General features: G+C 52.8%; 26 protein-coding genes. 6 read left to right on the plus strand and 20 right to left on the minus strand.

Going from position 1 to position 26,125, the window contains the following annotated elements; translation table 11 throughout:
• Window positions 1-40: 40 nt before the first annotated feature.
• The 4 genes from EVJ28_RS08060 to rho all read right to left on the minus strand — a co-directional run bounded on the left by EVJ28_RS08060 (window position 41) and on the right by rho (window position 3,757).
• Window positions 41-652 carry a thymidine kinase gene (locus EVJ28_RS08060; RefSeq protein WP_070328199.1) on the minus strand — a complete coding sequence of 204 codons (612 nt, stop codon included), beginning with the start codon at window positions 650-652 and terminating at the stop codon, window positions 41-43.
• Window positions 653-768: 116 nt separating this feature from the next.
• Window positions 769-1,992 (minus strand): cation:proton antiporter, encoded by a 1,224-nt coding sequence (locus tag EVJ28_RS08065; RefSeq protein ID WP_131457721.1) that lies wholly within the window; start codon window positions 1,990-1,992, stop codon window positions 769-771.
• Between the two features lie 99 nt (window positions 1,993-2,091).
• The gene (locus EVJ28_RS08070; protein WP_021066109.1) at window positions 2,092-2,334 is read right to left on the minus strand and encodes a type B 50S ribosomal protein L31; all 243 of its coding nucleotides are present in this window, start codon (window positions 2,332-2,334) and stop codon (window positions 2,092-2,094) included.
• An 82-nt stretch (window positions 2,335-2,416) separates the two neighbouring features.
• Window positions 2,417-3,757, minus strand: coding sequence for a transcription termination factor Rho (rho, locus tag EVJ28_RS08075; protein ID WP_131457722.1), 1,341 nt, complete (start codon window positions 3,755-3,757; stop codon window positions 2,417-2,419).
• A gap of 377 nt (window positions 3,758-4,134) precedes the next feature.
• Here rho and EVJ28_RS08080 point away from each other — a divergent pair, with 377 nt between their 5' ends.
• The gene (locus EVJ28_RS08080) at window positions 4,135-4,830 is read left to right on the plus strand and encodes a C40 family peptidase (protein ID WP_131457723.1); all 696 of its coding nucleotides are present in this window, start codon (window positions 4,135-4,137) and stop codon (window positions 4,828-4,830) included.
• Window positions 4,831-4,877: 47 nt separating this feature from the next.
• On the opposite strand, the gene EVJ28_RS08085 is transcribed toward EVJ28_RS08080, so the two are convergent.
• The 9 genes from EVJ28_RS08085 to EVJ28_RS08125 all read right to left on the minus strand — a co-directional run bounded on the left by EVJ28_RS08085 (window position 4,878) and on the right by EVJ28_RS08125 (window position 12,175).
• Window positions 4,878-5,363, minus strand: coding sequence for a DUF421 domain-containing protein (locus EVJ28_RS08085; protein ID WP_236634093.1), 486 nt, complete (start codon window positions 5,361-5,363; stop codon window positions 4,878-4,880).
• Window positions 5,364-5,419: 56 nt separating this feature from the next.
• Window positions 5,420-6,190, minus strand: coding sequence for an ABC transporter permease (locus EVJ28_RS08090; RefSeq protein WP_131488627.1), 771 nt, complete (start codon window positions 6,188-6,190; stop codon window positions 5,420-5,422).
• Window positions 6,180-7,106, minus strand: a complete 927-nt coding sequence (locus tag EVJ28_RS08095; protein WP_131488629.1) for an ATP-binding cassette domain-containing protein — start codon at window positions 7,104-7,106, stop codon at window positions 6,180-6,182. The genes EVJ28_RS08090 and EVJ28_RS08095 overlap by 11 nt, the downstream gene beginning before the upstream one ends.
• Window positions 7,107-7,206: 100 nt before the next feature.
• Window positions 7,207-8,175 carry a class II fructose-bisphosphatase gene (gene glpX, locus EVJ28_RS08100; RefSeq protein ID WP_131457727.1) on the minus strand — a complete coding sequence of 323 codons (969 nt, stop codon included), beginning with the start codon at window positions 8,173-8,175 and terminating at the stop codon, window positions 7,207-7,209.
• 17 nt (window positions 8,176-8,192) lie between these two features.
• Entirely contained in the window at window positions 8,193-9,446 is a 1,254-nt protein-coding gene (gene murA, locus EVJ28_RS08105) for a UDP-N-acetylglucosamine 1-carboxyvinyltransferase (protein ID WP_131488631.1), read from the minus strand.
• Between the two features lie 26 nt (window positions 9,447-9,472).
• On the minus strand, window positions 9,473-10,123 hold the full coding sequence (gene fsa / locus EVJ28_RS08110) for a fructose-6-phosphate aldolase (RefSeq protein WP_131488633.1): 651 nt from the start codon (window positions 10,121-10,123) through the stop codon (window positions 9,473-9,475).
• Between the two features lie 226 nt (window positions 10,124-10,349).
• Complete coding sequence (fba, locus tag EVJ28_RS08115; RefSeq protein WP_131468505.1) at window positions 10,350-11,204, minus strand: class II fructose-1,6-bisphosphate aldolase; 855 nt, start codon at window positions 11,202-11,204, stop codon at window positions 10,350-10,352.
• Window positions 11,205-11,360: 156 nt separating this feature from the next.
• The gene (locus tag EVJ28_RS08120; protein ID WP_236634094.1) at window positions 11,361-11,723 is read right to left on the minus strand and encodes a response regulator; all 363 of its coding nucleotides are present in this window, start codon (window positions 11,721-11,723) and stop codon (window positions 11,361-11,363) included.
• Window positions 11,724-11,830: 107 nt separating this feature from the next.
• Window positions 11,831-12,175 (minus strand): YxeA family protein, encoded by a 345-nt coding sequence (locus tag EVJ28_RS08125; RefSeq protein WP_161566970.1) that lies wholly within the window; start codon window positions 12,173-12,175, stop codon window positions 11,831-11,833.
• A 111-nt stretch (window positions 12,176-12,286) separates the two neighbouring features.
• Here EVJ28_RS08125 and EVJ28_RS08130 point away from each other — a divergent pair, with 111 nt between their 5' ends.
• Window positions 12,287-12,739: a hypothetical protein gene (locus EVJ28_RS08130; protein ID WP_131470026.1), complete on the plus strand. Its 453-nt coding sequence runs from the start codon at window positions 12,287-12,289 to the stop codon at window positions 12,737-12,739.
• A gap of 44 nt (window positions 12,740-12,783) precedes the next feature.
• Here EVJ28_RS08130 and EVJ28_RS08135 read toward each other — a convergent pair whose 3' ends face one another.
• Window positions 12,784-14,439: a glycerol-3-phosphate dehydrogenase/oxidase gene (locus tag EVJ28_RS08135; RefSeq protein ID WP_131470024.1), complete on the minus strand. Its 1,656-nt coding sequence runs from the start codon at window positions 14,437-14,439 to the stop codon at window positions 12,784-12,786.
• Window positions 14,440-14,720: 281 nt separating this feature from the next.
• Between EVJ28_RS08135 and EVJ28_RS08140 the strand changes: the two genes are divergently transcribed.
• From EVJ28_RS08140 to EVJ28_RS08150, 3 genes are all read left to right on the plus strand, one after another.
• Complete coding sequence (locus tag EVJ28_RS08140) at window positions 14,721-15,836, plus strand: NADH-dependent flavin oxidoreductase (protein WP_131488637.1); 1,116 nt, start codon at window positions 14,721-14,723, stop codon at window positions 15,834-15,836.
• A gap of 264 nt (window positions 15,837-16,100) precedes the next feature.
• A complete protein-coding gene (locus tag EVJ28_RS08145) occupies window positions 16,101-16,313 on the plus strand; it encodes a hypothetical protein (protein ID WP_070328215.1) in 213 nt (70 codons plus the stop codon).
• 39 nt (window positions 16,314-16,352) lie between these two features.
• Entirely contained in the window at window positions 16,353-17,120 is a 768-nt protein-coding gene (locus EVJ28_RS08150) for a helix-turn-helix transcriptional regulator (RefSeq protein ID WP_131488639.1), read from the plus strand.
• On the opposite strand, the gene EVJ28_RS08155 is transcribed toward EVJ28_RS08150, so the two are convergent.
• The 4 genes from EVJ28_RS08155 to rpoE form a co-directional block, all read right to left on the minus strand.
• The gene (locus EVJ28_RS08155) at window positions 17,112-17,666 is read right to left on the minus strand and encodes a GNAT family N-acetyltransferase (protein WP_131470020.1); all 555 of its coding nucleotides are present in this window, start codon (window positions 17,664-17,666) and stop codon (window positions 17,112-17,114) included. The two genes, EVJ28_RS08150 and EVJ28_RS08155, sit on opposite strands and share 9 nt — an antisense overlap.
• 42 nt (window positions 17,667-17,708) lie before the next feature.
• Window positions 17,709-18,539, minus strand: a complete 831-nt coding sequence (locus tag EVJ28_RS08160) for a TVP38/TMEM64 family protein (RefSeq protein ID WP_131488641.1) — start codon at window positions 18,537-18,539, stop codon at window positions 17,709-17,711.
• 136 nt (window positions 18,540-18,675) lie between these two features.
• On the minus strand, window positions 18,676-20,271 hold the full coding sequence (locus EVJ28_RS08165; RefSeq protein WP_131439214.1) for a CTP synthase: 1,596 nt from the start codon (window positions 20,269-20,271) through the stop codon (window positions 18,676-18,678).
• 234 nt (window positions 20,272-20,505) lie between these two features.
• On the minus strand, window positions 20,506-20,985 hold the full coding sequence (rpoE, locus tag EVJ28_RS08170) for a DNA-directed RNA polymerase subunit delta (RefSeq protein WP_070328219.1): 480 nt from the start codon (window positions 20,983-20,985) through the stop codon (window positions 20,506-20,508).
• A gap of 205 nt (window positions 20,986-21,190) precedes the next feature.
• Here rpoE and EVJ28_RS08175 point away from each other — a divergent pair, with 205 nt between their 5' ends.
• A complete protein-coding gene (locus EVJ28_RS08175; RefSeq protein ID WP_131468493.1) occupies window positions 21,191-22,486 on the plus strand; it encodes a globin-coupled sensor protein in 1,296 nt (431 codons plus the stop codon).
• A 45-nt stretch (window positions 22,487-22,531) separates the two neighbouring features.
• On the opposite strand, the gene mgtE is transcribed toward EVJ28_RS08175, so the two are convergent.
• The gene (gene mgtE / locus EVJ28_RS08180) at window positions 22,532-23,890 is read right to left on the minus strand and encodes a magnesium transporter (protein ID WP_131457739.1); all 1,359 of its coding nucleotides are present in this window, start codon (window positions 23,888-23,890) and stop codon (window positions 22,532-22,534) included.
• Between the two features lie 96 nt (window positions 23,891-23,986).
• Entirely contained in the window at window positions 23,987-26,116 is a 2,130-nt protein-coding gene (locus EVJ28_RS08185; RefSeq protein ID WP_131488643.1) for a (Fe-S)-binding protein, read from the minus strand.
• Window positions 26,117-26,125 lie beyond the last annotated feature (9 nt).

Here is a 26,125-nt window from a genome sequence, read left to right on the forward strand (position 1 = left end):
CGTCGACAAATTGAATACTTAGAGCGAACCGACAAAATCCTCAATCCGCTACTGTATGACGGATCGGGCGTGGTTTGTTCGGGACGTCATGACAATGGCGGCAACGCGGTTCGTACGACTCAGCGGCACCGACTAAGATGACCGGGTCCTCAAAGCGAGCCGGTTCTCCGTTGATCAAGCGCTGCGTCCGAGACGCCGGGGCGCCGCATGACAGGCAGATTGCCTGCAGCTTCGTGACGAACTCGGCACGCGACAAGAGCTCCGGCATCATCGTGAACGGTTCGCCACGGAAGTCCATATCGAGTCCGGCGCAGATGACACGTTTGTCTTCTGACGCCAACTGCTCGATGACGTCGACGATCCCCTCATCAAAGAACTGCACCTCGTCGATGGCGATGACTTGCGTCTCTTCGCGCACCGCATCGTACACATCTTGACTCGTTCGAGTCGGGACGGCCACGACCGAGTTGCCGCTATGGGAGACGACGTTCTCTTCGTGGTAGCGGTCATCGATGGCCGGTTTGAACACTTGAACCGGGATCTTCCCATAGTGCGCCCGACGGACACGACGGATCAATTCCTCCGACTTCCCAGAAAACATACTGCCACAAATCACTTCAATCCAACCGTAACGGTTCGTCACATGCATCATTCTACTTCGCCCTCTCCATCGTTAATCGCTTTCCGATTATAACCATCTTTCAGTCATAGGAAAAGGGTTGACTTCTAACAAAAATCGGAGCGACATCATCCCGTCCCGATTTCTCTTCATTCTTCCGCTTCCTCTTCTTTTTTATAATCAATCAAGTTCAATTTGCGCGCGAGCGGTCGAATCGTCAGCCCGTGCAACGTCACCGAGGTAAAGACGAGTCCGATCGTGAGCGGTAGCATCTGTGACGCATCCTCAATCCCGAGACCGGCCACTTCCTCCGCGAAAAAACCTGCGACCGTCATCGCGACGATGCCGCGCGGGGCAATCCAACCGATAAATCCGCGTTCTCTGAGCGGAAGTCCCGCACCGGCCGTCGATACGTAAATCGCCAACGGACGAACAAGAAACAAGATGCCGGCAATCGTCAACAGCAATGGCCACTGGAAGATATTCAATAGTTCTTCACGCGACAGCGACGCCGTCAGCAAGATGAACACGGATGAGATCAGCAAGATCGAGATGTCTTCCTTGAACGACTGCAGTTCCTCGATGATCTGTTCATCGCGAAGTTTCGTGTTCGCCATCGTCATGCCCATCGCCGTCACGGCAAGGAGACCGACTTCATGCATCATGAACTCGCTCAAAGAGAATAAGATCAAGACGGCCGAAAGCGTCACCGAGGCGCGTAAGTAACGTGGAATCTTCTCACCTACGAACCAGCCCATCAAAACGTGACCGAACACGTAACCGAGACCGATACCGACGAGACATGCTCCCGCAAAGAGCAGTTGCATCCACAAGTCCATGCCTTCATAGACGATGTAGCCGATTCGAATCACGAACAAGCCGAGCAACGCGCCGACCGGATCGACAATGATCCCTTCCCACTTTAAGATGGCACCGACCCGATCTTTCAGATGGGCTTGCCTGAGCAACGGGATGACGACCGTCGGACCGGTGACGACGAATAGCGCTCCCATCGTCCAAGCGACGACCCAATGGAGACCTCCTACGTATTGAATCAACAGCGAAGCCCCGACGAACGACAACGTCACACCCGCTGTCACGATGCGGACGATCGAACGACGGAATTGGTTGATCTCGCTGAAATGAAGCCCTAAACTTCCTTCAAATAATATGATCGCGACCGCAAACGAAATGATCGGGCTGTACAAATCACCGAGCAACTCTCGCGGTTCAAACAAACCAAAGATTGGACCGGCCAGCACGCCGGCGACCGTCATGACGATAATCGCCGGAATTTGGTAGCGCCACGCCAACCATTGCGAGACGATCCCCACGCCAACCAACAGGCTAATGCTAATCAATATATACTCCATGGAAGCCCCCTCACGTCAGTCTTCCGTCTCTTTACCCTCGCTTGGACAACAAAAAACCGCCAAGGGCAATCCCTAGGCGGTGTGCATACAACTTGACGATTAACGTTGGTACTTCTTGTTGAAGCGCTCGATACGACCGTCCGCAGATGCGAATTTCTGGCGACCTGTGTAGAACGGGTGCGAATCAGAAGATACATCGACACGGATGAGTGGGTATTCGTTACCATCTTCCATCGTGATTGTTTCGTTAGAGTAACGAGTCGAACCACTGATGAATTTAAACTCAGTCGTTGAGTCCATGAATACGACTTTACGGTATTCTGGGTGGATTCCTTGTTTCATTGCTTTTCAACTCCTTCTGCCCTAAGTATTCTTTCAACCTAGAGAAAGTTCACTAGAATATAATAGCACCCGGCTCACGGATTTACAAGTCCGTTTTCGTTTTTTTCACCGGGCGGCGACTCTTTTTCTTATCGGCCTCGAGCGCCGCAAAAAAGTCGAGATTTGTTTGCGTCTCACGCACACGACGCAAGAACTGATCGACGAAGTCCGGCGACTCGTTCATCGTACGACGAATCGTCCAAAGCGAGTCGAGCTCGTCCTGGCCGAGGAGGAGTTCTTCTTTCCGCGTACCCGAACGACGGATATCGATGGCCGGGAAGATGCGGCGTTCCGCGAGCTTCCGGTCGAGGTGGAGCTCCATGTTGCCGGTCCCTTTGAACTCTTCATAGATGACGTCATCCATCCGCGAACCGGTATCGATGAGCGCCGTCCCGAGAATCGTCAAACTGCCGCCGTCCTCGATGTTACGGGCCGCCCCGAAGAATTTCTTCGGTTTGTGGAACGCTGCCGGGTCGATTCCGCCCGAGAGCGTACGCCCGCTCGGCGGGACGGACAAGTTATAGGCGCGCGTCAACCGAGTGATCGAGTCGAGCAAGATGACGACGTCTTTCTTATGTTCGACGAGGCGCATCGCCCGCTCTAGCACGAGCTCCGAGATGCGGGTGTGATTCTCCGGTGTCTCGTCAAACGTCGAATAGGCGACGTCTGCCCCCGGCACCGAACGTTGGATGTCCGTGACTTCTTCCGGACGTTCGTCGATCAATAAGATGATCAGTTCGACGTTCGGGTGGTTCGTCGTGATTGAATTGGCGACTTCTTTCAATAGAGACGTCTTCCCGGCTTTCGGTGGGGCGACAATCAAACCACGTTGTCCGAAGCCGACCGGTGCGATCATATCCATGACACGGACCGATAGATGGTTCGGCTCCGTCTCGAGCACCATTTGCTTTTCCGGATAGATCGGCGTGAGCGCAGGGAAATAGTCGCGGTTCCGGGTCGAATCAGTCGTTTCCCCGTTGACCGCCTCGACGCTCAAGAGCCCTTGGAAACGTTCATTTTCTTTCGGTTTCCGGACTTTCCCGGTGACGAGATCCCCGTTCCGCAAACTAAAGCGGCGAATCTGTGAAGCGGCGATATAGATGTCTTCGGACGATTGGGAGTAGTTGATCGGTCGGAGGAAACCGAAGCCACCTTCATTTTGTGACTGCGGGTTCGGAGGGATGATCTCAAGGACGCCTTCGAGGAAGTAGAGGTCCTTCGATTCGGCTTGCGATTTTAAAATTCGGAACATGAGTTCACGTTTCCGTGCTTCCCGATATTGAGGCACATTCACTTCTTTTGCGATTTCATACAATTCTTTTAACGTCTTCGTCTCTAGTTCACGAAGCGTATAGTTTTTAGCTGGTTCTGTACTTTGCGTCATAAACGTCACCTGTCTTTCTTGTGATTCTATATTTAAAAAGTAATTGTAAAGTTCTTATTCATCTAATCACAATTCAATCATGCCGTCACTTTATATAAATGGCTATATGACAGTCTATTCCCCTGATATTCAAATAATAACAACTTCTTCTTTCCTTATGTAACAAAAAGGTCTCTATACCTACATATTGTTTCAAATATGTTACAAGAAAACTATTTTTGACTTGTGATTGAAAAACGCCATCGGTCTTACGCATGATATAGTTTATTTGCACAGGAAACCGGGTAGAAAACTCACCTTGTGCTCAACTATCGTAAACACACATCGATCATATACACTCACAGGGTTTTATTTTAAAAAACGGAGGGAATTATATTATGTTGAAGCGTTTCGCATCTATCATCGTCGCCGCCACTATCGCTTTCTCGGGTCTTGCATTCACAACAGGTGAACAAGCAGAAGCAGCTACTGGAACATTCGCTTACTCGAAAGTCAACGGCTTGAACATTCGGACATCAGCATCACTCAGCTCGTCAGTCGTTACGAAGATGAATAAAGGTCAACGCTATACATACCTCGGTAAAGTTGGCTCGTTCTACAAGATCAACTACAAAGGGACTCACCGTTACATCTCAGCATCATCGACGTACACGTACTTGAAGCCGAACACGAAAACGGCTACTAAAGTGACAACGACTTCTTCTTCAAGCGCTCGTACGAAACTTGTCGCCGAGTCGAAGAAATACCTTGGCACACCGTACCGTTACGGCGGAACGACAACAGCTGGATTTGACTGCTCTGGTTACACAGGACATGTTTACAAGAAAGCGATCAACAAGTCGATCCCACGTGATTCACGCTCACAGTACTCAAGCTCGAAAAAATTGTCGAAGTCAGCGATTCAAGCAGGCGACCTCGTGTTCTTCTCACATAACGGCGGCACGATCCAACACGTCGGTATGGCAATCAGCAAGACACAAATGATCAACTCAGAAACAGGCGGCGTTAAATACGCGAGCTTCACATCAGGTTACTGGGCACCACGTTACGTCGGTGCTGGAACGTACCTCTAATTCAATAAAACCTCAAACGACTCGGTTCAACGGAACCGAGTCGTTTTTCATTTACGCACGTTTTGCAAAACAGCTTCCGTACTCGTCAACACCGAGAACGTCCCGTCTGTCTCAAGGACAACCGCCTCGACTTTGTCGTGAGCGGTCCCACTCGAGCGGATGGCTTGGAGCACTTCGATCTCAAGTACTCGTTCTTTACGCATCTCCGCTTCTAAGTAACTCCCCCGATAGTATAGCATCGTCGGTGTCGATTTAATCAGCTCGTTCACTCGTTTTGACCGATTGGCCAGCTTCGCCATGACGTATTGCAACGCGACGAGCGTGGCAAAAGCGACGAGCCCATTCAGTAGCGGCGTCTGTCGGCTCGTGAGCGTCGTCGCTAAAATCGAACCGAGCGCAACGGTCACGATAAAATCGAAGGCGTTCATTTTCGAGAGTGTCCGTTTTCCCGATACACGTAATATAAAAATGATGGAAAAGTAAGCCCCAATCCCTGTCAAAATGATTTGCATCATCGTTTTGAGTTGATCCATCGTCTCCCCCCTTTTCTGTTTTTGAACAATCACTTCGAAAGTTCACTCGTCGTTCATCATTTTTGTTTCAAGGCCCCGCGTGCGTTCGTCGCCGCGAAGACGACCATGATGACACTTATCCCTCCAGCCACGGCAAGGCCTGCCGATAAGGCGCCCCAGTCGATCGTCGGTTGGGTCAACACGGCCCGCATGCCTTCGAAGATGTACGTCGTCGGATTGAACGTCGCCGCCACTTTGAGCCATTCCGCCTCGATCAACTCTTTCGGGACGAACGTCGTCGACAAGAAGATGAGCGGGAAGAAGAGAAGTGTCCCGGCCTGTGCGGCTTGGGCGTTCCGTGTCTTCAAGGCGACACCGACCGAGTATCCGGCAAAGCCAAGTCCGAAACCGAGCGCGAGCAGAACCGTGAACAAGAACCCGGCCACACCGACCGGAATCGATAACCCGAGTAAGAACGCGACAGAAAAGATGAGCAGCGTTTGAACGAACAGCTGTAGCATCCCGGCAATCATCGGCCCGAGCACGATGGCAGTCCGTGTCGAAGGTGTGAGTAGCAACCGGGCGAAATAGCCACTCTCGATGTCACGCACTAACGCTTGGCCGGCCCCCCCGGCCCCGCCGACAGCACCTGACACGATCGATACCGGCAAGATGAAATTCAAGTAGTCGCCACCACCGAACTGCGGCAATGCGGCCACACTCGACAGCCCGCTCGTATAGACGAGCAAGAAAAAGACAGAAATCATCAAGTTCGGGATAAATGAAAATGGGTTGCGGATCGTCGTCACCAGACTCCGCTTTGTAAACAACCACGTTTCAGTCCACACTCGGCACACCTCCTTCGTACGATTCACCCGTCACTTTCAAGAATACGTCGTCAAGCGACGGCTGTTTCACAGTGAGTCGCTCCGGTTGTAACGCCTGCTCATCGAGTTTCCGGACGACGTCGGTCAACGTGTAGTCGCGGAGTTCGAAGACGAGGCTCGGTCCGGTCGCGGCTTGTCCGAATAGCTCAGCGGCGGCTTGTGCTTCTGCATCGGTATGAAACACTAGAGTAATCGACTCGCCTCCGACGGTCTGCTTCAATTCCTCCGCTGTCCCTTCGACGACAATCTTACCGTGATGGATGATGGCGATGCGATCGGCTAGCTCGTCCGCCTCCTCTAAATATTGTGTCGTTAAAAAGATGGTCGTCCCGAACTCTTGATTGAGACGCCGTACCTCTCTCCAAATCTCGATTCGACTCGCCGGGTCGAGTCCTGTCGTCGGCTCATCTAAAAACAGTACGATCGGACGATGGACGAGCGTGAGCGCCAAATCAAGCCGACGCCGCATCCCGCCGGAGTACGTGCCACTCTTTCGGTCAGCCGCATCCGCGAGCGAGACGATCGACAGCAGTTCCTCGGCCCGTGCTTCTGCTTCACGTTTCGTCATCTTGAACAGCCGTCCTTGAAGGACGAGCAATTCCCGGCCGGTCAACACTTTATCGATGCCCGTCTCTTGGAGGGCGACGCCGATGGACAACCGGACGTCCTTCTCCTGCTTGACGACATCAAACCCGTTCACGCGCGCCGACCCGCTCGTCGGTCGAATGAGTGTCGTCAACATCTGTATAGCTGTCGATTTCCCGGCCCCGTTCGGACCAAGAAACGCAAAGATTTCTCCTTGTTTCACTGAAAACGATATTCCGTCGACGGCCGGTACATCCCCGAACGTCTTGACGAGTGACTCCACTTCGATCATCGACCCCACCTCCTGCCTTTCTCATTCCCGTTCTATTCATGTTTTAAATACGAAAGAACGCATCAAAAAAGCTGCAGAGAGAATCTGCAGCTCGAGAGAATTAAGGTTTCATGACCATTTTCGGTTTTTTCTTCAATGAATGAATCCCTTCGACGAAACGGACCGTACCCGATTTGGCGCGCATGACGACCGAGTGTGTCTGACCGCCCTGACCCGTGAATTGGACACCACGGAGCAGTTCACCGTCTGTCACACCTGTCGCCGCGAAGATACAATCCTCGCCTTTGACGAGATCGTCAAGAAGCAGGATGCGCCCCGTGTCGGCGATACCCATATCTTGGCATCGTTTTTCCTGGGCCGTGTCTTCCGGCAACAACCGTCCCTGGAAGTCACCACCGAGGCACTTCATGGCGACGGCTGCGATGACGCCTTCCGGCGCTCCACCTGAGCCGAGCAAGAGATCGACACCGGTTTTCGGGAACGCCGTGTTGATGGCGGCCGCGACATCGCCGTCTGGAATCAACTTGATACGAGCTCCCGTTGCCCGAACCCGTTGAATCATCTCTTCATGACGGTCACGGTGCAAAATCGTGACGACGACGTCTTCGACGTTCTTGCCCTTAGCCTTGGCGACAATCGCGATGTTTTCTTCGATTGAGTTATCGAGGCTGATCAGTCCCGCCGCTTCTGGACCGACCGCAATCTTATCCATATACATGTCTGGCGCATGAAGAAGATCACCTGCGTCCGCGACCGCGAGCACCGCGAGCGCGCCCCACGTTCCCGTCGCGACGATGCTCGTCCCTTCGAGCGGGTCGACGGCGACGTCGAGGCGTGAGCCGTAACCGTTCCCGACTTTCTCGCCGATGTAGAGCATCGGTGCCTCGTCCATCTCACCTTCCCCGATGACGACGATCCCTTTCATCGGAATCGTATCGAACACTTCGCGCATCGCTGTTGTGGCTGCGTCGTCCGCTTGTTCTTTCAAGCCCTTCCCCATCCAGCGGGCCGAAGACAGCGCTGCCGCTTCTGTGACCCGGACCAATTCCATTGATAAACTACGTTCCACCCGAATTCTCCCCTTTGTTACTCGGACACCTCATCGACCCAGACGAGGGCGCCGAGTTGTTTTAGTTTGCCGACGAAGTCGACGTACGAGTCGTTCAGACGTTCCGCATAGAGAACCGTCGACTCTCCCGTTGCCTGCAGACCAGCTAAGACGAGTGCCGCGGCGCTCCGAGCGTCGGCAGCCTCCATCTCAGCGTTCGCAAGCGTCGTCCCGCCACGAATGACGGCCGACGAATCTTCAAGCGTGATTTGCGCGTTCATCCGCCGCATTTCGGCGATATGACGGAAACGTTGGACGTATAGCTTATCCGTCACGATGCTCGTCCCGTTCGCTTTCAACAAAGCGGCTGACATGACCGGTTGCAAATCGGTCGGATAACCCGCGTAGTGGAAGACGCGAATATCAATCGGTTCAAAAGCTTTCGCCCGAACCGTGATCGCTTCTTCCCCGACCTCGACTTCAGCACCGTAATCCATCAATTTTTGGATGACCCCTTCTAAATGGGTCGGAATAACGTTTCGAACCGTCACTTCCCCTGCAACCGCACCGTAAATCATAAACGTTCCGGCTTCAAGACGGTCCGGGATGAGCGTATGTGTACAGCCGTGCAAGCGCTCGACCCCTTTAATTCGAATCTCATCGGTCCCGGCACCGATGACGTATGCGCCCATCGATGTCAGCATCGTCGCGACGTCGACGACTTCCGGATCAGTCGCGGCATTTTCAATGACGGTCGTCCCTTCGGCCAGGACCGCGGCGAGCATCGCGCTCACCGTCGCCCCGAATGAACGAAGGTCGAGATAGATCCGGTTGCCGGCCAACTTGTCGGCGTTGACGTGATAGAGACCCGACTCGTTCTCGACTTTAATGCCGAGACGTTCTAGCGCCTTCAAATGTAAATCGATCGGTCGTGGACCAATCGCATATCCCCCTGGTAATCCAACGGCCCCTTTCCCAAAACGAGCTGCGAACACACCAAGTAAGTAGACAGCGGCCCGGACTTTCCGAGTTTCTGAGCCGAGCAGCGGCATGGCGACGGCATCTTTTGCATGAAGCGTCATCCGCTCCCCGTCCCGCTCGATTGTCACCCCGAGTTCTTGTAATAGGCTGAGCATCACTTCGACATCTTCGATGACGGGGACGTTCTCGATTGTCACCGGTTCTTCGGTAAGAAGTGCTGCGACGAGACAAGGCAAGGCACTCTGTTTGGCGCCACTAATGTCAACTGTTCCTTCAAGCTTCTGCTGTCCAACGATATGGAGAATTTCCACGATGATCAAACCTTTCTACGACGAACTTATTTGGATTGAGCATTATTCCAATCCGCTAAGAACTGCTCGATCCCTTTGTCAGTGAGCGGATGATTCATCATCTGTTCGATGACTTTGTACGGTACCGTGGCGATATTAGCCCCAAGCAGGGCTGCTTTCGTCACGTGGACCGGATGGCGAACGGACGCGGCGATGATTTCCGCATCGATGTCATGGATGGCAAAGATATTCGCAATCGTCTCGACGAGGTCAAGACCGTCGTGGCCGATATCATCAAGGCGACCGATGAACGGCGAGACGTATGACGCACCCGCCCGAGCTGCTAAGAGCGCTTGGTTGGCGTTAAAGATGAGCGTCACGTTCGTTTTGATACCGAGCTTCGAAAACTCATTGACAGCGATCATACCGGCTGCTGTCATTGGCACCTTAACTGTAATATTCGGCGCGATCGCCGCGAGTTCCTTTCCTTCTTTGACCATACCCTCTGCGTCGAGTGCAATAACTTCCGCACTGACTGAAAGGTCCCCGACGACCTCACAAATCTCACGGAGCCGTGTATGGAAATCGACGCCTTCTTTCGCGACGAGCGACGGATTCGTCGTCACGCCCCCGATGACGCCCATTTGGTGGGCTTTCTTGATGTCTTCCACATTTGCCGTGTCAATGAAAAAACGCATGTACATGTCCTCCTCGAATCGGATTGTAATCGCTTACTCTCTTATTATGAGGAAATCGACACGGAATTGCTATACTCTTTACACCAGCGCGGCAATGCCGAGCATCGAAGTGGTGAGGAAGGCGATACCGGCGAGTGTACCGACGGCCGTCCAGACTATGACTTCCCATAATTTTTTTCGACAAAAAAGCCGGTTCTCACGAGGAGAACCGACTGATGTGACAAGATTACGCTTGGTTGCTTGAACCAAACTCACGCATTTTGCCAGTAACGACGTTGTAGATCGCTTCGACACCAGGGCCGATGACTTTACGTGGGTCATATACTTTCGAGTCAGTGTTGAGCTTCTCACGTACCGCACGAGTCCATTCTTGTTGGCACTCTGTGTTGACGTTGATTTTGCTGTGACCGAGCTCGATTGCTTTTTTGATTTGGTGCTCAGGGATTCCTGAACCGCCGTGAAGAACGAGTGGCGTTTTCGTCGCTTCCGCGATTTCTTCCATCTCTTTAAAGCCGAGGTTTGGCTCGCCTGCGTATTCTCCGTGTACAGAACCGAGTGCCGCTGCAAGAGCGTCAACTTTCGCTTCCGTTACGACACGTACACACTCGTCGAGGTCAGCGTATTGTACGCCGCCAACGACGCCGTCTTCTTCGCCGCCGACTGTGCCGACTTCCGCTTCAACTGAAGCGCCTTTAGCGTGTGCGTATTCAACGACTTGTTTCGTCATTTCGATGTTTTCTTCGATCGGGTGGTGTGAACCGTCGATCATAACAGACGTGAAACCAGCGTCAATCGCTGCTTTACACTTGTCGAATGAAGAACCGTGGTCGAGGTGGATCGCAACTGGAACAGTGATGTTGTAGTCGTGCATGAGACCTTCAGTCATTTTAACAACTGTTGTGAAGCCACCCATGTATTTCGCTGCACCTTCTGATACACCGAGGATAACTGGTGATTTCTCGTCTTCCGCAGCGCGAAGAATCGCTTGCGTCCACTCGAGGTTGTTGATGTTGAATTGGCCGACTGCATACTTGCCTTCGAATGCTTTGTTAAGCATTTCTGTCATTGATACTAATGGCATAATGATGTCCTCCTCTGTTCGCTGTTGTGCACTGTGGGGAAAAGTGCCCCTGTGCAATTCGTTCCCATTATAACACACGTCAAAACTTGTGCCTATGCTATTCACATATAGAAATGGCCCCACGCAAGCGTTTACATATGTCATCTTCGTGACGATTCACTGAATGTTGAGCACTTCTTTCACTTTCTCGATCATGCCGTAAATATCGAACGGCTTCTCGAACTGAGCCGTGATCCCGAGGCGACGCACTTCTTCGATTGTCGATTTCTCCCCAAATGCGGTCATGATCATGACCGGTGTGTCGATGTCGTTGTTCCGCATGTTCCGTAACACTTCATGCCCGAACATGCGCGGCATGTTCATATCGAGCAGCACCAAATCGTAAGTACTTTGTTCTAGCTGTTCCCAAGCGCTCAAGCCGTCCTGGGCCGTGTCGACCTCGATGCCCAGATTTTTAAACACTTGGGCGAGCATCAAGCGAATTCCATCTTGGTCGTCTGCGATTAACATGCGTGACATCCATTTACCTTCTTTCCGTAGCTTCTATAGCTTTGTGCGATAATATAACCATACCAAAATCATTTTCGTTTGGCGACGCATCATTTTCTAAAAGATGGAAACGAGGCTCACGTCCCCGCCTCCCCGGCTTGCTCAGTTTTCAATTCAAAGGGAACGTCTCGTTCGTCGGCGATTTCATACGACGTCACCGTCCCTTCATCTTTCACGTACAATTGCAAAAAATCACCTTCTGCGAGCCGTGAGTCAGACGTGAATGTGAGCGAACGTTTTTTTCGCTCCTCATCATAGCCGATTGTTGTATACACATAGTCCGTCCCATCTCGCTCCGCCGTCTCTACCCTCGGGATTTTCACATAATATGTATCCGCGAACAGACGGTCCAAATCGATGACCAACCATCCGGCAAAGACCGCGAGACCGAATGTGACGATGAGTACTCGGTTCCGTTGCATGGGCATCCCTCATTTCTCTTGATCGCTATCTTCCAATACCATATATGAGCGATTCCTAAACGCAACGCTTCTTGTTATACTCGACGTACAAGACATGATGGGAGACACGACATGAAGCATCTATTCGGATTTTTACTTTTTTTAGTGACGCTGGCCGGAGGTGTCGCCATCACGGCTGGGACGTTCGGAGAAGAGCCGTCCGCCATCGCGTATGAAGAGGGGTATGAAGACGATATACCGCTCGCTACTTCAATAGATGCGGAATTAGAAGACGTACCCGAGACGTTCAAACTCATCTCCGAGGTTTTCGACGAACCGATTCCAGCAGAAGACGTCGAGCGCATGCATCTACTCGTCTCCAATCCAGATTTAGACGAGGCGACCGTGCATCCGCTCGGTGAACTTGAAGTCACGTATGACGGACGACCGACAACGCTCATCGTCGAAGCGGAAGTGTATCGCGAGGACGGAACGTATATTGTTTTCTATTTTTCGGGCGACGAGGATCTGGTCTTCGCAATCGATGACCGGATCACAGCGTACTATGAAGAATTAGGCATATGAAAAGGAACTTCGCTCGCTTGAGCGAAGTTCCTTTCGGTATACGTTTAGTCGATCGTGACCGGGACGACGGCGAGGTCGATCTCTTTCTCGACTTCTTCCCGCTCCTCGGCGAGACGTGCATCCGACCATTTGAAGACATCGGCCATACAGCGCAAGATACCGTCTTTATAGTCTCTGACGAAGTCGATGTCGAAGAACATCGCCCCTGTCCGACGGACGAGGAAGTCAATGGCACGGACGACCGACTCTTCTTCGATACCGTACATCAACTGCGCGTAGACGATCTCGGACAGGTCATAAGCGTTCGTATCCATCCGCTCGACGACGCGATCGATGTTCGACCCGTAGAGACGGACTAACTGCTCCGCTTTCACGTCATCGAAACCAAGGTTTGTCAGCTCGTCTGTCTTCTTCGTCAAGAAGTCGTCAAAGCCGTTCGAACCACCCACATGTCCACCTGACATCGGCATATGTTTCGTCCGTGACGCCAAGAAGACGATGCCCTCGTCTTGTTTGAGTAGCTTCGCGACGAGATCGACGACCGTCTCAGACATCTTCCGGTAGCCTGTCAACTTACCGCCGGCGATTGTGATCAGGCCGCTGTCCGATTGCCAGATCTCATCTTTCCGTGAGATTTCGGACGGGTCTTTGCCTTCCTCATAGATGAGCGGACGGATGCCGGCCCAGCTCGACTCGACGTCATCTTCCGTCAACGACACATCCGGGAACATATAGTGGATCGCGCCCAAGATATAGTCGCGGTCTTCTGTCGTCATGCGTGGGTGTGCCTTATCTTTATCGAAGAACGTGTCGGTCGTCCCGACGTACGCTTTGCCGTCACGCGGGATGGCGAACACCATTCGGCCATCTGGTGTATCGAAGTAAGTCGCTTGTTTGAGCGGGAACTTCGATTGATCGATGACGAGATGAATCCCTTTCGTCAGACGAAGCATCTTGCCTTTATTCGAGCCGTCCTGCTCACGGAGCACGTCGACCCATGGGCCGGTCGCGTTGATGACTTTTTTCGCATAAATTTCATACGTCTTCCCGTCGATTTGATCTTCGACGTTCACGCCGACGACTTTGCCTTGCTCGTATATGAGACCGGTCACTTTCGAGTAGTTTAAGAGGAGTGCGCCATGGTTCGCTGCTTCTTTCGCGACTTCGATCGTCATGCGCGCGTCGTCCGTCCGATACTCGACGTAATAACCGCCACCGACGAGCCCATCTTTTTTGACGAGCGGTGACTTCTCGATCACCTCTTCGGGCTTCAACATCAAACGGCGCTCCGCTCGTTTGACGCCGGCCAAGAAGTCATACACCATCAGCCCGAGCGCGGTCGATAGCGGTCCGAACGTGCCGCCCTTGTGCATCGGTAGAAGCATGCGCTCCGGCGTCGTGACGTGCGGTCCGTTCTCATAGACGATGGCGCGTTCTTTCCCGACCTCGGCGACGAGCGCGACTTCGAACTGTTTCAAATAGCGCAAGCCACCGTGGACAAGTTTCGTCGAGCGGCTCGATGTTCCGGCCGCGAAGTCTTGCATTTCAAGAACCGCCGTCTTCATTCCCCTTGAAGCGGCGTCGAGGGCGATTCCGGCACCGGTGATGCCCCCACCGACGACGAGGATGTCATGACGCTCACTCGTCAATTGTTCGTATCGCTTGGCACGTTCTTTTGCTGAGAAGTTTCTGATTTCCACTTTATTCCCTCCTATAATGAATCCGGTTCGTATAAACAAAGAGACCACAACAAAATAAGGCTTCGCCTCCTATGTCGTGGTCTCTCTGTCGTCTCCAACCGGTTATCAACTTTTCTCCTGTATTATACCCTATTCTCTATTGTTCAACCATCGACATTCTCTATTGTTCAACCATCGATCGGCTCACCAGATGCGCAACCTGCCTGAGCGAAAGCGTCACGCTCGCAATTTGAAATTCAGAAGACTAGACTTCAAAGTATCACTACGAAGGAGGAGTTTTCATGAAACGCATGTTACAATCTTTTCAATTTAAAAATGGCGTCGAGCTTCATAACCGGCTCGTCCTTGCGCCGATGACCCATTATTCGTCCGAGCCGACAGGTGAGGTTTCGGAGCACGAACTCGCCTACTATCGGAAGCGAGCGAAAAATGTCAGTCTCGCCATCACGGCGTGTGCCTATGTGACAGCAGACGGTAAAGGATTCCCGAACGCGTTTGGCGCGAGCGACGATCACTTCATCACCGGTCTCCGTCAACTCGCTGAAAGTTTGAAGGCGGAAGGCGCCAAAGCCGTCCTGCAAATCTTCCACGCTGGGCGCATGTCTCCTCCAGAGCTCGTCCCGAACGAACAACCCGTGAGCGCAAGCGCGGTCGCACCCGTCCGTGAAGGTGCCGCCACACCGCGTGCCCTCGAGACAGAAGAAGTCGAGGCGATCATCGAAGCGTTCGGTGAAGCGACACGTCGTGCCATCGAAGCTGGATTTGACGGCGTCGAGATTCACGGAGCGAACACGTACTTGATCCAACAGTTCTTCTCACCGCATTCAAACCGCCGAGACGACCGCTTCGGAGGCGACGTACAGGCGCGCCTAACGTTCCCGCGTGAAGTCATCCGTTCTGTGAAAGCCGCGGCGAAAGACGCTGACGATTTCTTGATCGGCTACCGCTTCTCACCAGAAGAAGTCGAAGAGCCAGGTATCACGCTCGACGACACGGACGTATTGATCGACATGTTGCTCGAGGAAGGACTCGACTACCTTCACGCCTCGCTTTGGAACTTCAATATCGGTTCGATGCGCAACGAGAACGTGACTGAGCGCTCGATCGACCGGATCGCGAAACGCATCAACGGTGCCGTCCCGCTCATCGGAGTCGGACAACTTCAGCGCCCAGGTCAAGTCGAAGACGCTTTGAACGTCATCGACCTGGCCGCGCTCGGCCGTGAACTCATCATCGACCCTGACTGGCTTGAAAAAGTGCAAACGGATCGTGAAGAGGAGATCGAAACGGCGCTCGACTTGAACAAGCAAGCCGAACTCGCTGTCCCGGCCCCACTTTGGAACGCCATCACGACACGTGCCGGCTGGTTCCCGATCAAAGACGAAGCAGTCAAATAAGCAAGCTGTCCGCAGACATATGTCTGCGGATTTTTTATTGCGTTCGGAGACGAGACCGGACTGTGACACAAATAAGTCTCTACGGACACATTTTCGTCACATTTATCATCTTTTTCACCGCTCCTTTCGTGTTGACCTAACTTTCCAAGCATTCGCCCCATTCGTAAGCTAAGGACAGGAAGCGTTTCCTCATTGAGACCGCGGCTCGAGACCAATCATTCGTTCCGTCTGTCTGTTTGACCTTGTTTTGAAAGGGGCATATATATGACAAAAAAGCCGTTTGATCTCGATGTACACAACAAACAGCTTAATCAACATCACCAGCGCACAAAACAAGCGGCTGAAACGTATCGCAACAAAAGCAAAGAACTCGAACACCACCTCGAATCATCCACACGTTCCCGAGAAGAAGCACTCGCCAAAGAAATCGCCGAGCTGAAGCAGGCGACGATGCGAAACGCTCAACGAGACAAATGAACGATTCCCGATGATACGATGAAAGAAGTGACTTGACCGGTGGAAAATAAAATCGAACGCCAATTTATGAACCACTTGCAGCGCGACAAAAACTTGTTTGCTGACTTTCAGCTGCTCGATAACTTTTATGCGCTCGACCAACAGATTGTGAGTGCGCTCCGGAGCGCCCATCCGGTCCGGGCCGAACAATTGCTTGAAACGTTGACGTTCGACCTTTTGAAACTTCCGGTCACGGATGAATATAGGAGTGTTCGCTTCTACTATCGCGGACTCGTCTATCACGTCATCCGCATGATCCCGGTCGACAACCCGAACGTCCAGATCGCGCTCACTTATACGAGTGCGCTCCTCATCTTGATCGACGAACTGACGACGACGCTCGACTTCATCTATGCCGTCCCGGTCATCGTCGATTCCTTGACGAAAATGATGGCTTTCTTGTCCCCACCCGTATCGACCAATCCGAACGTGACGACGATCATCCACTTGATCGAGGACCATCTGCAAGAACCGGCGTTATCGCTCCCTTGGATCGCCCAACGAATCGGTATGTCGAACAACTATCTGTCGGCCCTGTTCAAACAAGAAGTCGGGGAAAGTGTGCCAGAACGGATTCGCAGGCGACGGATCGATGCGTCGATCGCCGACCTGCTCGGTACGAATCTGCCGATCTGTGCCATCGGCGAAAAATACTGTTTTACCTCTTGCACGGCGTATATTACCACGTTCAAGACGTACAAGCAGATGACCCCGCTCCAATACCGCCAATTGTTTCTCACATCTAAAAAGCGCGATGCCTCAACTTGAGACGTCGCGCTTTTGTTCGTCTTCCCATTCTTCACGAAGCATGCCCATCCGAATCGAATCGTAGCGCTCGCCACGGACGACGCGGACACGTCGCATCCGACCTTCGAGCTGCATGCCAACCTTTTCAGCGACGCGCACCATGCGCTCGTTCCCTGACCACGTCGTCAATCCGACCCGAACCGTCGAGAGCGTTCCGAACAGATGGTCGATCCAAAGTTTGAGCGCCCTCGTCCCGACACCTTGATTCCAGCGGTCTGACTGATGAAGGATGATCCCGACTTCGAGCCATTCCTTCCCGGCGTCTTCATAATAGTAGGACACCGTACCGAATACCGTCCCATCGACTTCGACGACCCACATGTCGTCACGTCCGACGTGGCGGTCCGCCTCCTCCCGATAAGCATCATAGCTTCGCGCGCGATGTTCAAAATAAGGCGCGTCCCAACGTTTCCATTCGGGCGCCGCTTCTTTGTAAATCAATTCCCATAATCGGTCCAAGTCGTGCGCCTCGATCGGTCGGATGACCAGTTCTTCATCTCGATACATAACATCGTCCTCTCTATATGTGTCCACCACTCATTCGAGACGTTAGTTCGAATTCCCTTTTTTCCGTTTCCGCCAGACGAGCGCCAAGATGACAAGGATCAAGCTTGCCGTCACCGAGACGACCGCGAACGGGCTCGTACCGGTCACGAACAGTTCACCGAGCGAGACCGAATAAGCTAACCCGAACGACGTGACGAGCTTCGCTCCGGCTGCGATCATCACGAAACGGACGAACGGCACGCGGCTGAATCCGGCGGCTATGCAAATCACTTCGTCCGGTAAGATCGGGATGATGAACAAGACGAGCAAGACACCGAGACCGTACTTACCGACATAACGATCATACGTCGCGAGTTTATCCGCATCGATCAAGTGCATGACCCGCTCCCGGCCGAACCGCGCGAGCCCGTACATGACGAGAATGCCGAGCGTCGTCGCGACACTGCCGATCAAGGCAGCGCGCAACGGGCCGAGGGCGACACTGCCGATCGGGACGCTGATCGCTTCCGGGACCGGCAGCGCGATCGGCTGCAGGAAACTGAAGGCGGCGAACACCCAGATCGCATGCGCCTCATAACGCTCGAGCAAACGATCGAGCCCATACGTATCGTATAAGATGAGGCCGAATGAGACGTAATAGATCAAGACGAATAATAAAAGCAACGTGAATGTCACTTTTAACATCTGCTTCAAGTAGACGCTCGACCCTTCACGAATCGACCGCAACAGACCGATCGATAGAGCCAACAGGACAACCCCGGTCCACCCGAGTTGATACGGCAATAAGAGTGTCGGCAAGACGACGAACGGCAATATGCTCAACGCGACTAAAGCGACACCATACCCCCAGTAAATAATCTTTCGTTCCCCCATGTGACATCGCCCTCTCCCCGTTCTACTCTTAGTTTACCCGGATTTAGGTGAACATGTATCCATCCTAAGCTGTTGAAGCAGTCAGTCTTTTGCCCGAGAAAAAAAGCCACGACCGAAAACGGTCGTGACCTCTCCCTCACTCTGCGAGTGCTGCTTGGATGAAATCGTGGAACAAGCGCTGCGGGCGCTCTGGACGCGAAATCAATTCCGGGTGGAACTGTGACGCGACGAACCACTTGTGTTCTGGAATCTCGATGATCTCGACGAGACGGCCGTCCGGGCTCGTCCCCGAGAACTTGAAGCCTTCCGCTTCGAACGCTTCACGGTACTCGTTGTTGAACTCATAGCGGTGACGATGACGCTCATAGACGAGCTCTTGGTTGTAAGCGGCGTGCGCTTTCGTGCCCGGCTCAAGCTTACAAGGGTAAAGGCCGAGGCGGAGCGTACCACCGAGGTCCTCGATATCTTTTTGCTCAGGAAGAAGATCGATGATCGGGTAGTTCGTCGTCGGATCGATCTCTGCCGAATGGGCGCCGTCTAACTTCAAGACGTTACGGGCAAACTCAACCGTCGCGAGCTGCATCCCGAGACATATCCCGAAGAACGGGACGTTGTTCTCACGCGCATAACGCGTCGCTTCAATCTTCCCTTCAATCCCACGCTCGCCGAAGCCGCCCGGGACGAGAATCCCGTCGGCGTCGCCGAGAAGCGCCTCGACGTTTTCAGCCGTCACGTCTTCTGCGTTGACCCAGTCGATGTCGATGTCGGCGTTGAACGCGTAACCGGCGTGCTTGAGCGATTCGGCGACCGAGATATAGGCGTCGCGGAGTTCGACGTATTTCCCGACGAGCGCGATCTTCACTTTCTTCTCGAGATGCGTGACCGTATGGACAAGGTTTTTCCAAGCCGTCATGTCAGCCGGTGGCGTGTTGAAGCCGAAGTAGTCGTTGACGAGCTGGTCCATGCCTTGTTTTTGAAGGTTGAGCGGCACTTCATACAACGTCGACGCGTCTTGTGCCTCGATGACCGCTTCTTTGCGCGTGTCACAGAAGAGGGCAATCTTTTCACGCATGTCTTCCGGGATATCATACTCGGTACGGAGCACGATGATATCCGGCTGGATTCCGTAACTGCGGAGCTCTTTGACGCTGTGTTGTGTCGGTTTCGTCTTCATCTCGCCAGCTGCGCGAAGGTATGGGACGAGCGTACAGTGAACGTACATGACGTTCTCTTTACCGATGTCGTTCTTCACTTGACGAATGGCCTCAATGAACGGAAGCGACTCGATGTCCCCGACTGTTCCACCAATCTCTGTGATGACGACGTCCGCGTTCGTCTCGCGGCCGGCACGGAAGACGCGGTCTTTAATCTCGTTCGTGATATGCGGGATGACTTGGACCGTCCCCCCGTTATAGTCACCGCGACGTTCTTTTTTCAATACCGTCGAGTAGATGCGTCCCGACGTCACGTTGGCGTTTTGCGACAAGTTGATGTCGATGAAACGCTCGTAATGTCCGAGGTCAAGATCGGTCTCGGCGCCGTCGTCCGTGACGAACACCTCACCGTGCTGGTATGGGCTCATCGTTCCTGGGTCGATATTGATATATGGGTCAAACTTTTGAATCGTTACGTTCAAACCTCGGTTTTTAAGCAGACGTGCGAGTGAAGCGGCTGTGATCCCTTTGCCGAGTGAAGATACTACCCCACCTGTTACGAAAATATACTTTGTCATCATCATTCTCCTCTCTTGAATGCCCCTATTGGGAAACGAAAAACAAAAAAAGCAAAAGTGCCCCCACTGACATGGGGGACACTTTTGCTGCATCGTACGTGCTAAACTAGCCCATGACTAATTTACGTCAGAGACGATGCAGTCGTCAAGTTATTATTTTTTTCTTGGTTACGTGTGCCAAAAAGAAAAAGAGACACGCCTAGCCGGGACAAATGCCCGGCTTTTTGCGGTCTCTTATAAGTCGTCCTCGTCTTCAAGGTCGAGGTCGTCGTCTAAGTCGTCGTCCTTGAACTCGTCAAGGTCTGGTACTTTTTCAGTTTCATCATCCGCATCAAATTCAGATGCATCGAAATCTTCACCTTTAGCAAAGACGTCAAGGTCGTCTTCGATGTCGACGATGCCTTCGTCCGTCTCATCAAGATCTTCCTCGAACTCGTCGAGCTCGCCGCGTTGGCGTGCCTCAATGACGAGATCTTCGTCTGACTTATCGAACGGATACCAAACACGAAGCGCCCAACGGTTAGCTCCCAAGTTGACGAATAGTCCGTCGATGTTCATGTCCGTGTAGAGTTGCGCGATTTTCTCGAGCTCTTCCTCTTCACTTGTGAACGTATAGTTTTGTCTGATCTGCTCGCGGATTTCATCAAATGAAACTGGTTGCTCCCCAGTCTTTTGAAGAATTTCGTAAACAAAATCGATCAACGATTTATTCATTAAAGGACACTCCTTTTCCGTCACTAGTTAAACATCACTCCTCATTATAAACAAAACCGATATAAAAAAGCTAGAGGAAATTATTTTCTTGCTTTGAACACCTTGGAACGGGTGGAGAACACATCGACCACTCAGTAATTTCAAAAATCAACCGATATAGAAGTGACACCTCTATTCTATGTATGATGAAAAAGGAGATTTTTGAATGGCACTTTTCCGTAAACCGAAAAAAACTGATTATACCGCATCAATCGCTTTCCCTGACGCAGCGACCATCGCACAACCGTCAGACACCCGCCTGAGCGGACGCGCGCATTACATGGGCTATACGTCAACTCAAGTCGAACGACTTCAAGCGATGGCACCGCTCGTCGAATCCGTGCTTGATGACGTGTTAGAAAGCGTACTCGACCATTTGATGTTGCAGCCTGACATGGTCAAGATCGCCAACGCCTCATCGACGCGCGAGCGTTTGAAAAAAGTATTCGCCGACTACTTCCGCAGCTTGTTGACGGGTCGGATCGATGAGAAGTTTCTCGCCATGCGTAAACGCATGGGACAGACCCACCATAATTTCTCGGTACCGGTCGTCTGGTTCCTCGCGACGTATTCTGCCTTCAACACGTTGCTCGTCCCGAAAATCGTCGAGCACTATCAACACGATCCGGCGGCGATGACCGAGTCGTTGCTCGCGTTGTCTCACGCGATGAATTTAGACGCTCAAATCGTGACCGAGCAGTACGTCGACGCCAGACTCGGTGAAATCGAATCGGCAAACGCGGCCCGGACCGATTTGTTGACCGATATCGGTCGTGTCAGCACGGAAGTCGCGACGACGATGGAACGGACCGGCGCCGCCATGTCCGAGACGAGCGACCGGGCCCACCAAGTGTTGTCTGAAACCGAACAGACGGAGAAGATGAGCCGTCACTTGATGGAACTGACGCAAACGAACGGCAAACAGATCGAGCAGATGGAGACGGAGTTCACGCAATCGGCGACATACGTCGACGCCTCGCTCGAGCGCATCACAGCACTCAAAGACGGCTCGCAAGAGATCGTCAGCATGACCCGCAGCATCGAACAGATCGCCAACCAAACGAACTTGCTCGCGTTGAACGCCTCAATCGAGGCGGCCCGGGCCGGTGAGCACGGCAAAGGCTTCGCCGTCGTCGCGACCGAGGTCCGGACGCTCGCCGAGAACGCCAAACAGCTGAGCAGTCAAATTAACGTACTCATCCACGAGAACGAGACGAACATCGCCGCCCTGCTCGACCAGATGGGACAAATGCATCGGACGAACGACGAGGCGATGCGTCAGTTGAGCGCGGTCAAAGTCGGCTTCTCGACCGTGAAAGACGAGATGGGCAACTACGTCCTCTCATTCGAACGCAACAAGCAAGACCTCGGACGGATGGTCGAGACGATCTCAGCCATCAACGAGACGACGCAAGGACTATCTCACCTGACGTCTTCACTGCTCACAAAATCCGAAATGTAAGTAAACGAAAGCCGGGCCTGGTCGCTGACCAAGCCCGGCTTTGTTTTACATCAGTTTTGTCAAAAATGCCGTCGCGACACCGAAGTAGATGAGCAACGACAAAATATCGTTAATTGTCGTAATGAGCGGACCCGACGCGACGGCCGGATCAACGTTTAATCGATACAAGATGAGCGGGATAATCGTCCCGGCGAGCGTACCGATGATGAGCGTCATAAGCAGCGAACTACCGACGACGAGACCGAGCGTCCAACTGTCCTGCCAGAAAAATGCGATTACTGCAATTAGCACTGCACACGTGACACCGATGATGAGGCCGACCTTCAGTTCCCGGAAGATGAGTGCGCCAACTTGCCTCGGCGTTAAATCACGGGTTGCGAGTCCTCGGACGACGACGGCGAGCGACTGTGTACCCGTATTCCCGGTCATCCCGGCAATCATCGGCATGAAGAACGCGAGCGCGACGACTTGTTCGATCGTACCTGAGAATCTATCGATGATACTGCCAGAAATCAAACCGATGAACAACAGTAAAATCAGCCACGGTAAACGCCGATAGGCTGCGACGAGCGGTAACGTGTCAAAATCAATCGACTTACCGGACGCAGACAGTTTCTCGATATCCTCGTTCGCCTCTTGAATGACAATATCGATGATGTCATCGATTGTGATGACGCCGACGAGCCGGTTGCCGTCCTCGACGACAGGAATCGAAATGAAGTCATAACGACCAATCAACTTTGCTACATCTTCCTGATCGGTCATCACGTCGACTTTAACGACGCGTTTGTACATGACGTCCGCAATCGCCTCGTCCGGTTCGGCCAAAATTAAATCTTTATACGAAACGACACCGACGAGTCGTTTTTCTTCATCCACTACGTATAAATAGTTCAGGTACTCAGCGAGTGCGGCGAAATCTTTTAACTTCCCTACCGCCTGACGGATCGTAAACTGTTGCGGAATCCAAACGAACCGGTTGTTCATCAGACGTCCCGCCGTCTCCGCCGGATAGGTCATCATATTTTGGACGACACTCGATTCCTCATCTTTCATCTCAGCTATGAGTTCCTCGACTTTTTCCGGATCGAGTTCAGACAAAAACGACATGACATCATCATTTTCCATTAAATCGAGGACTTCGGTCGTCCGCTCAAAACCGAGCCGGTGTAGTACTTGAAGCCGGGTCGTCTGATCGAGTTCTTGAATCATGTCGGTCATTTGTTCGATAGTCAAGTACAATAAGAATTTATTCTGATGTTTGCTCGGCAACAGTTTGTATTGCTGGGCGACATCGTATGGCTGCAGTTCATCAACGATGTTCTGGAACTCGTTCTTTTTGGCTTCTTTTAATGCTTGAATGATGGCCAAAGCAATCTCGTTATCGGTCATCAATTCGACCATACGCTCACGTCCTTTATTCGGTCTAATCTTTGCTTATTCCTAATTTTACGATGCGACGAACAAAAAAGACAGAGCACAAAGGCTCCGTCTTAGCGATTACTGTACAAGCGGTTCTGGTACTTCGATCGGCTTCAGTGAACGATCGAGCAGCTCGACGACGTCGAACGTTCCGACCGTCTCATCGACTTCTTTCGCTTTCGTACCGTCCGAGAGCATCGTCAAGCAGTATGGACATGCCGAACCGATGACCGTCGGCTTCGTCTCGAGCAACTGCTCGGTCCGAGCGACGTTGACACGCGTCCCGACTTTCTCTTCTTGCCACATGAGTCCACCACCGGCTCCGCAACACATGCCGTTCTCGCGGTTACGTTCTGCTTCGACGAGCTCGACACCTGGAATCCGTTCGAGGACGAAACGCGGTGCGTCATAGACATTGTTATAGCGCCCGAGATAGCACGAGTCGTGGTAGACGACGCGTTCGTTCACGGCCCGGTCCGGTTTGACCCGTCCCGTATCGAGCAGTTCGGCGAGCAGCTCGGTATGATGGTACACTTTCACACCAGTCAGCCCGAAATCCGGATACTCGTTTTTGAACGTGTTGTACGCGTGCGGGTCGACTGTGACGATTTTCGTGACCCCGTACTTCTCGAACAGTTTGATGTTCGCCTCGGCGAGTTCTTGGAACAACAGTTCGTTCCCGATGCGACGCGGCGTGTCACCTGAGTTCTTCTCCTCGTTCCCGAGGATGGCGAACGAGACGCCGGCCTTGTTTAAGACACTCGCAAAACTTTGGGCGACTTTTTGGCTACGGCTGTCATAAGAGCCCATCGCCCCGACCCAGAAGAGAAATTCGAACTCTTCCCCAACTTTCTTCTTCTCTTTGGCCGTCGGGATGACGAGCTCTTCCCGGTCGTTGCGCCAGTTCTCGCGCTCTTTCCGGTTCATGCCCCACGGGTTGCCTTGGCGCTCGATGTTCGCGACCGTGCGCTGCGCCTCAGGGTCCATCTTGCCCTCCATCATGACGAGGTAACGGCGAAGATCGATGATCTTATCGACGTGCTCGTTCATGACCGGACATTGGTCTTCACAGTTCCGGCACGTCGTGCACGCCCAAATCTCTTCTTCCGTGATGACGTTGCCGATCAACTCATCGGCGACGAGCATGTGCCCGTTCTGGGCCGCGGCCGCGATCTCCGCACCTTGCGTGTTCTGGAACATGAGGGCCGGTGCCCACGGTGATTTCCGTGTGATGGCCGCACCTTTCATGTTCATATGGTCACGCAGCTTGACGATGAGATCCATCGGCGACAGCATCTTGCCGGTACCGGTCGCCGGACAGACGTTCGTACAGCGCCCACACTCGACACAAGCGTATAAGTCGACGAGTTGCTTCTGGTTGAAGTCCTCGATTTTGTTGACACCGAAGACGACTTCTTCGTCCGACTCTTCCGCCTCTTCCATCGCCGAGAAATCGACCGGCGCGAGACGGCCGACTTTGTGCGTCCGGCCGAGCCAGACGTTTAACGTGCCGGCGATCAAGTGGGCGTGCTTGCCTTGCGGGATGTAGATCATGAAGCTGAGCAAGAACATGAGGTGTAGCCACCAGAAGACGACGAACAAGGCGAAAGCGACGCCCCCAGGTACCCAAGCGAACGCTGAACCGATCAGTGTCGCGACCGGTTCGCCCCACATCGGCAGCTCTTCTTTATAGACGAGATAGAACCCGTTGCCGAACAAGACCGATACCATGAGCCCGCCGATGAAGATGAGGGCGAGGCCGGCCATAAAGTTCCGCTTCAAGCGCACGAGTTTCTCGACGTAACGGCGGTAGAATCCCCAAACGACCGCGACGAGAATCATGAGCATGACGATTTCTTGCATGAACGTGAAGATCGGATAGACCGGTCCGAGCGGCACATGCGGGAAGCGTGTCCCGACGGCGAGCCCTTTCCAGATGAAGTCGATGGCCCCGAACTGGACGAGGATGAACCCATAGAACATCATGACGTGGATGATCCCGCTCTTCTTATCCTTCAGTAGTTTCTTTTGACCGAACACGTTGATCATGACTTGTTCGAGCCGTTCCTTATTCGTTTGGCTCCATTCTGCCTTCTTCCCAAGCTTGATGAACGTATACCGCTGATAGACGAGCGTCGCGAACAAATACAGTCCATAGCCAAGAACGAGCAAGAATAGAATCCAGTTGACGATTAAAAATGTCGACATCCCCAAAAC

It is taken from the genome of Exiguobacterium sp. SH3S3 (assembly GCF_004337115.1).
GTDB classification, from domain to species: Bacteria; Bacillota; Bacilli; order Exiguobacteriales; family Exiguobacteriaceae; genus Exiguobacterium; species Exiguobacterium aurantiacum_A.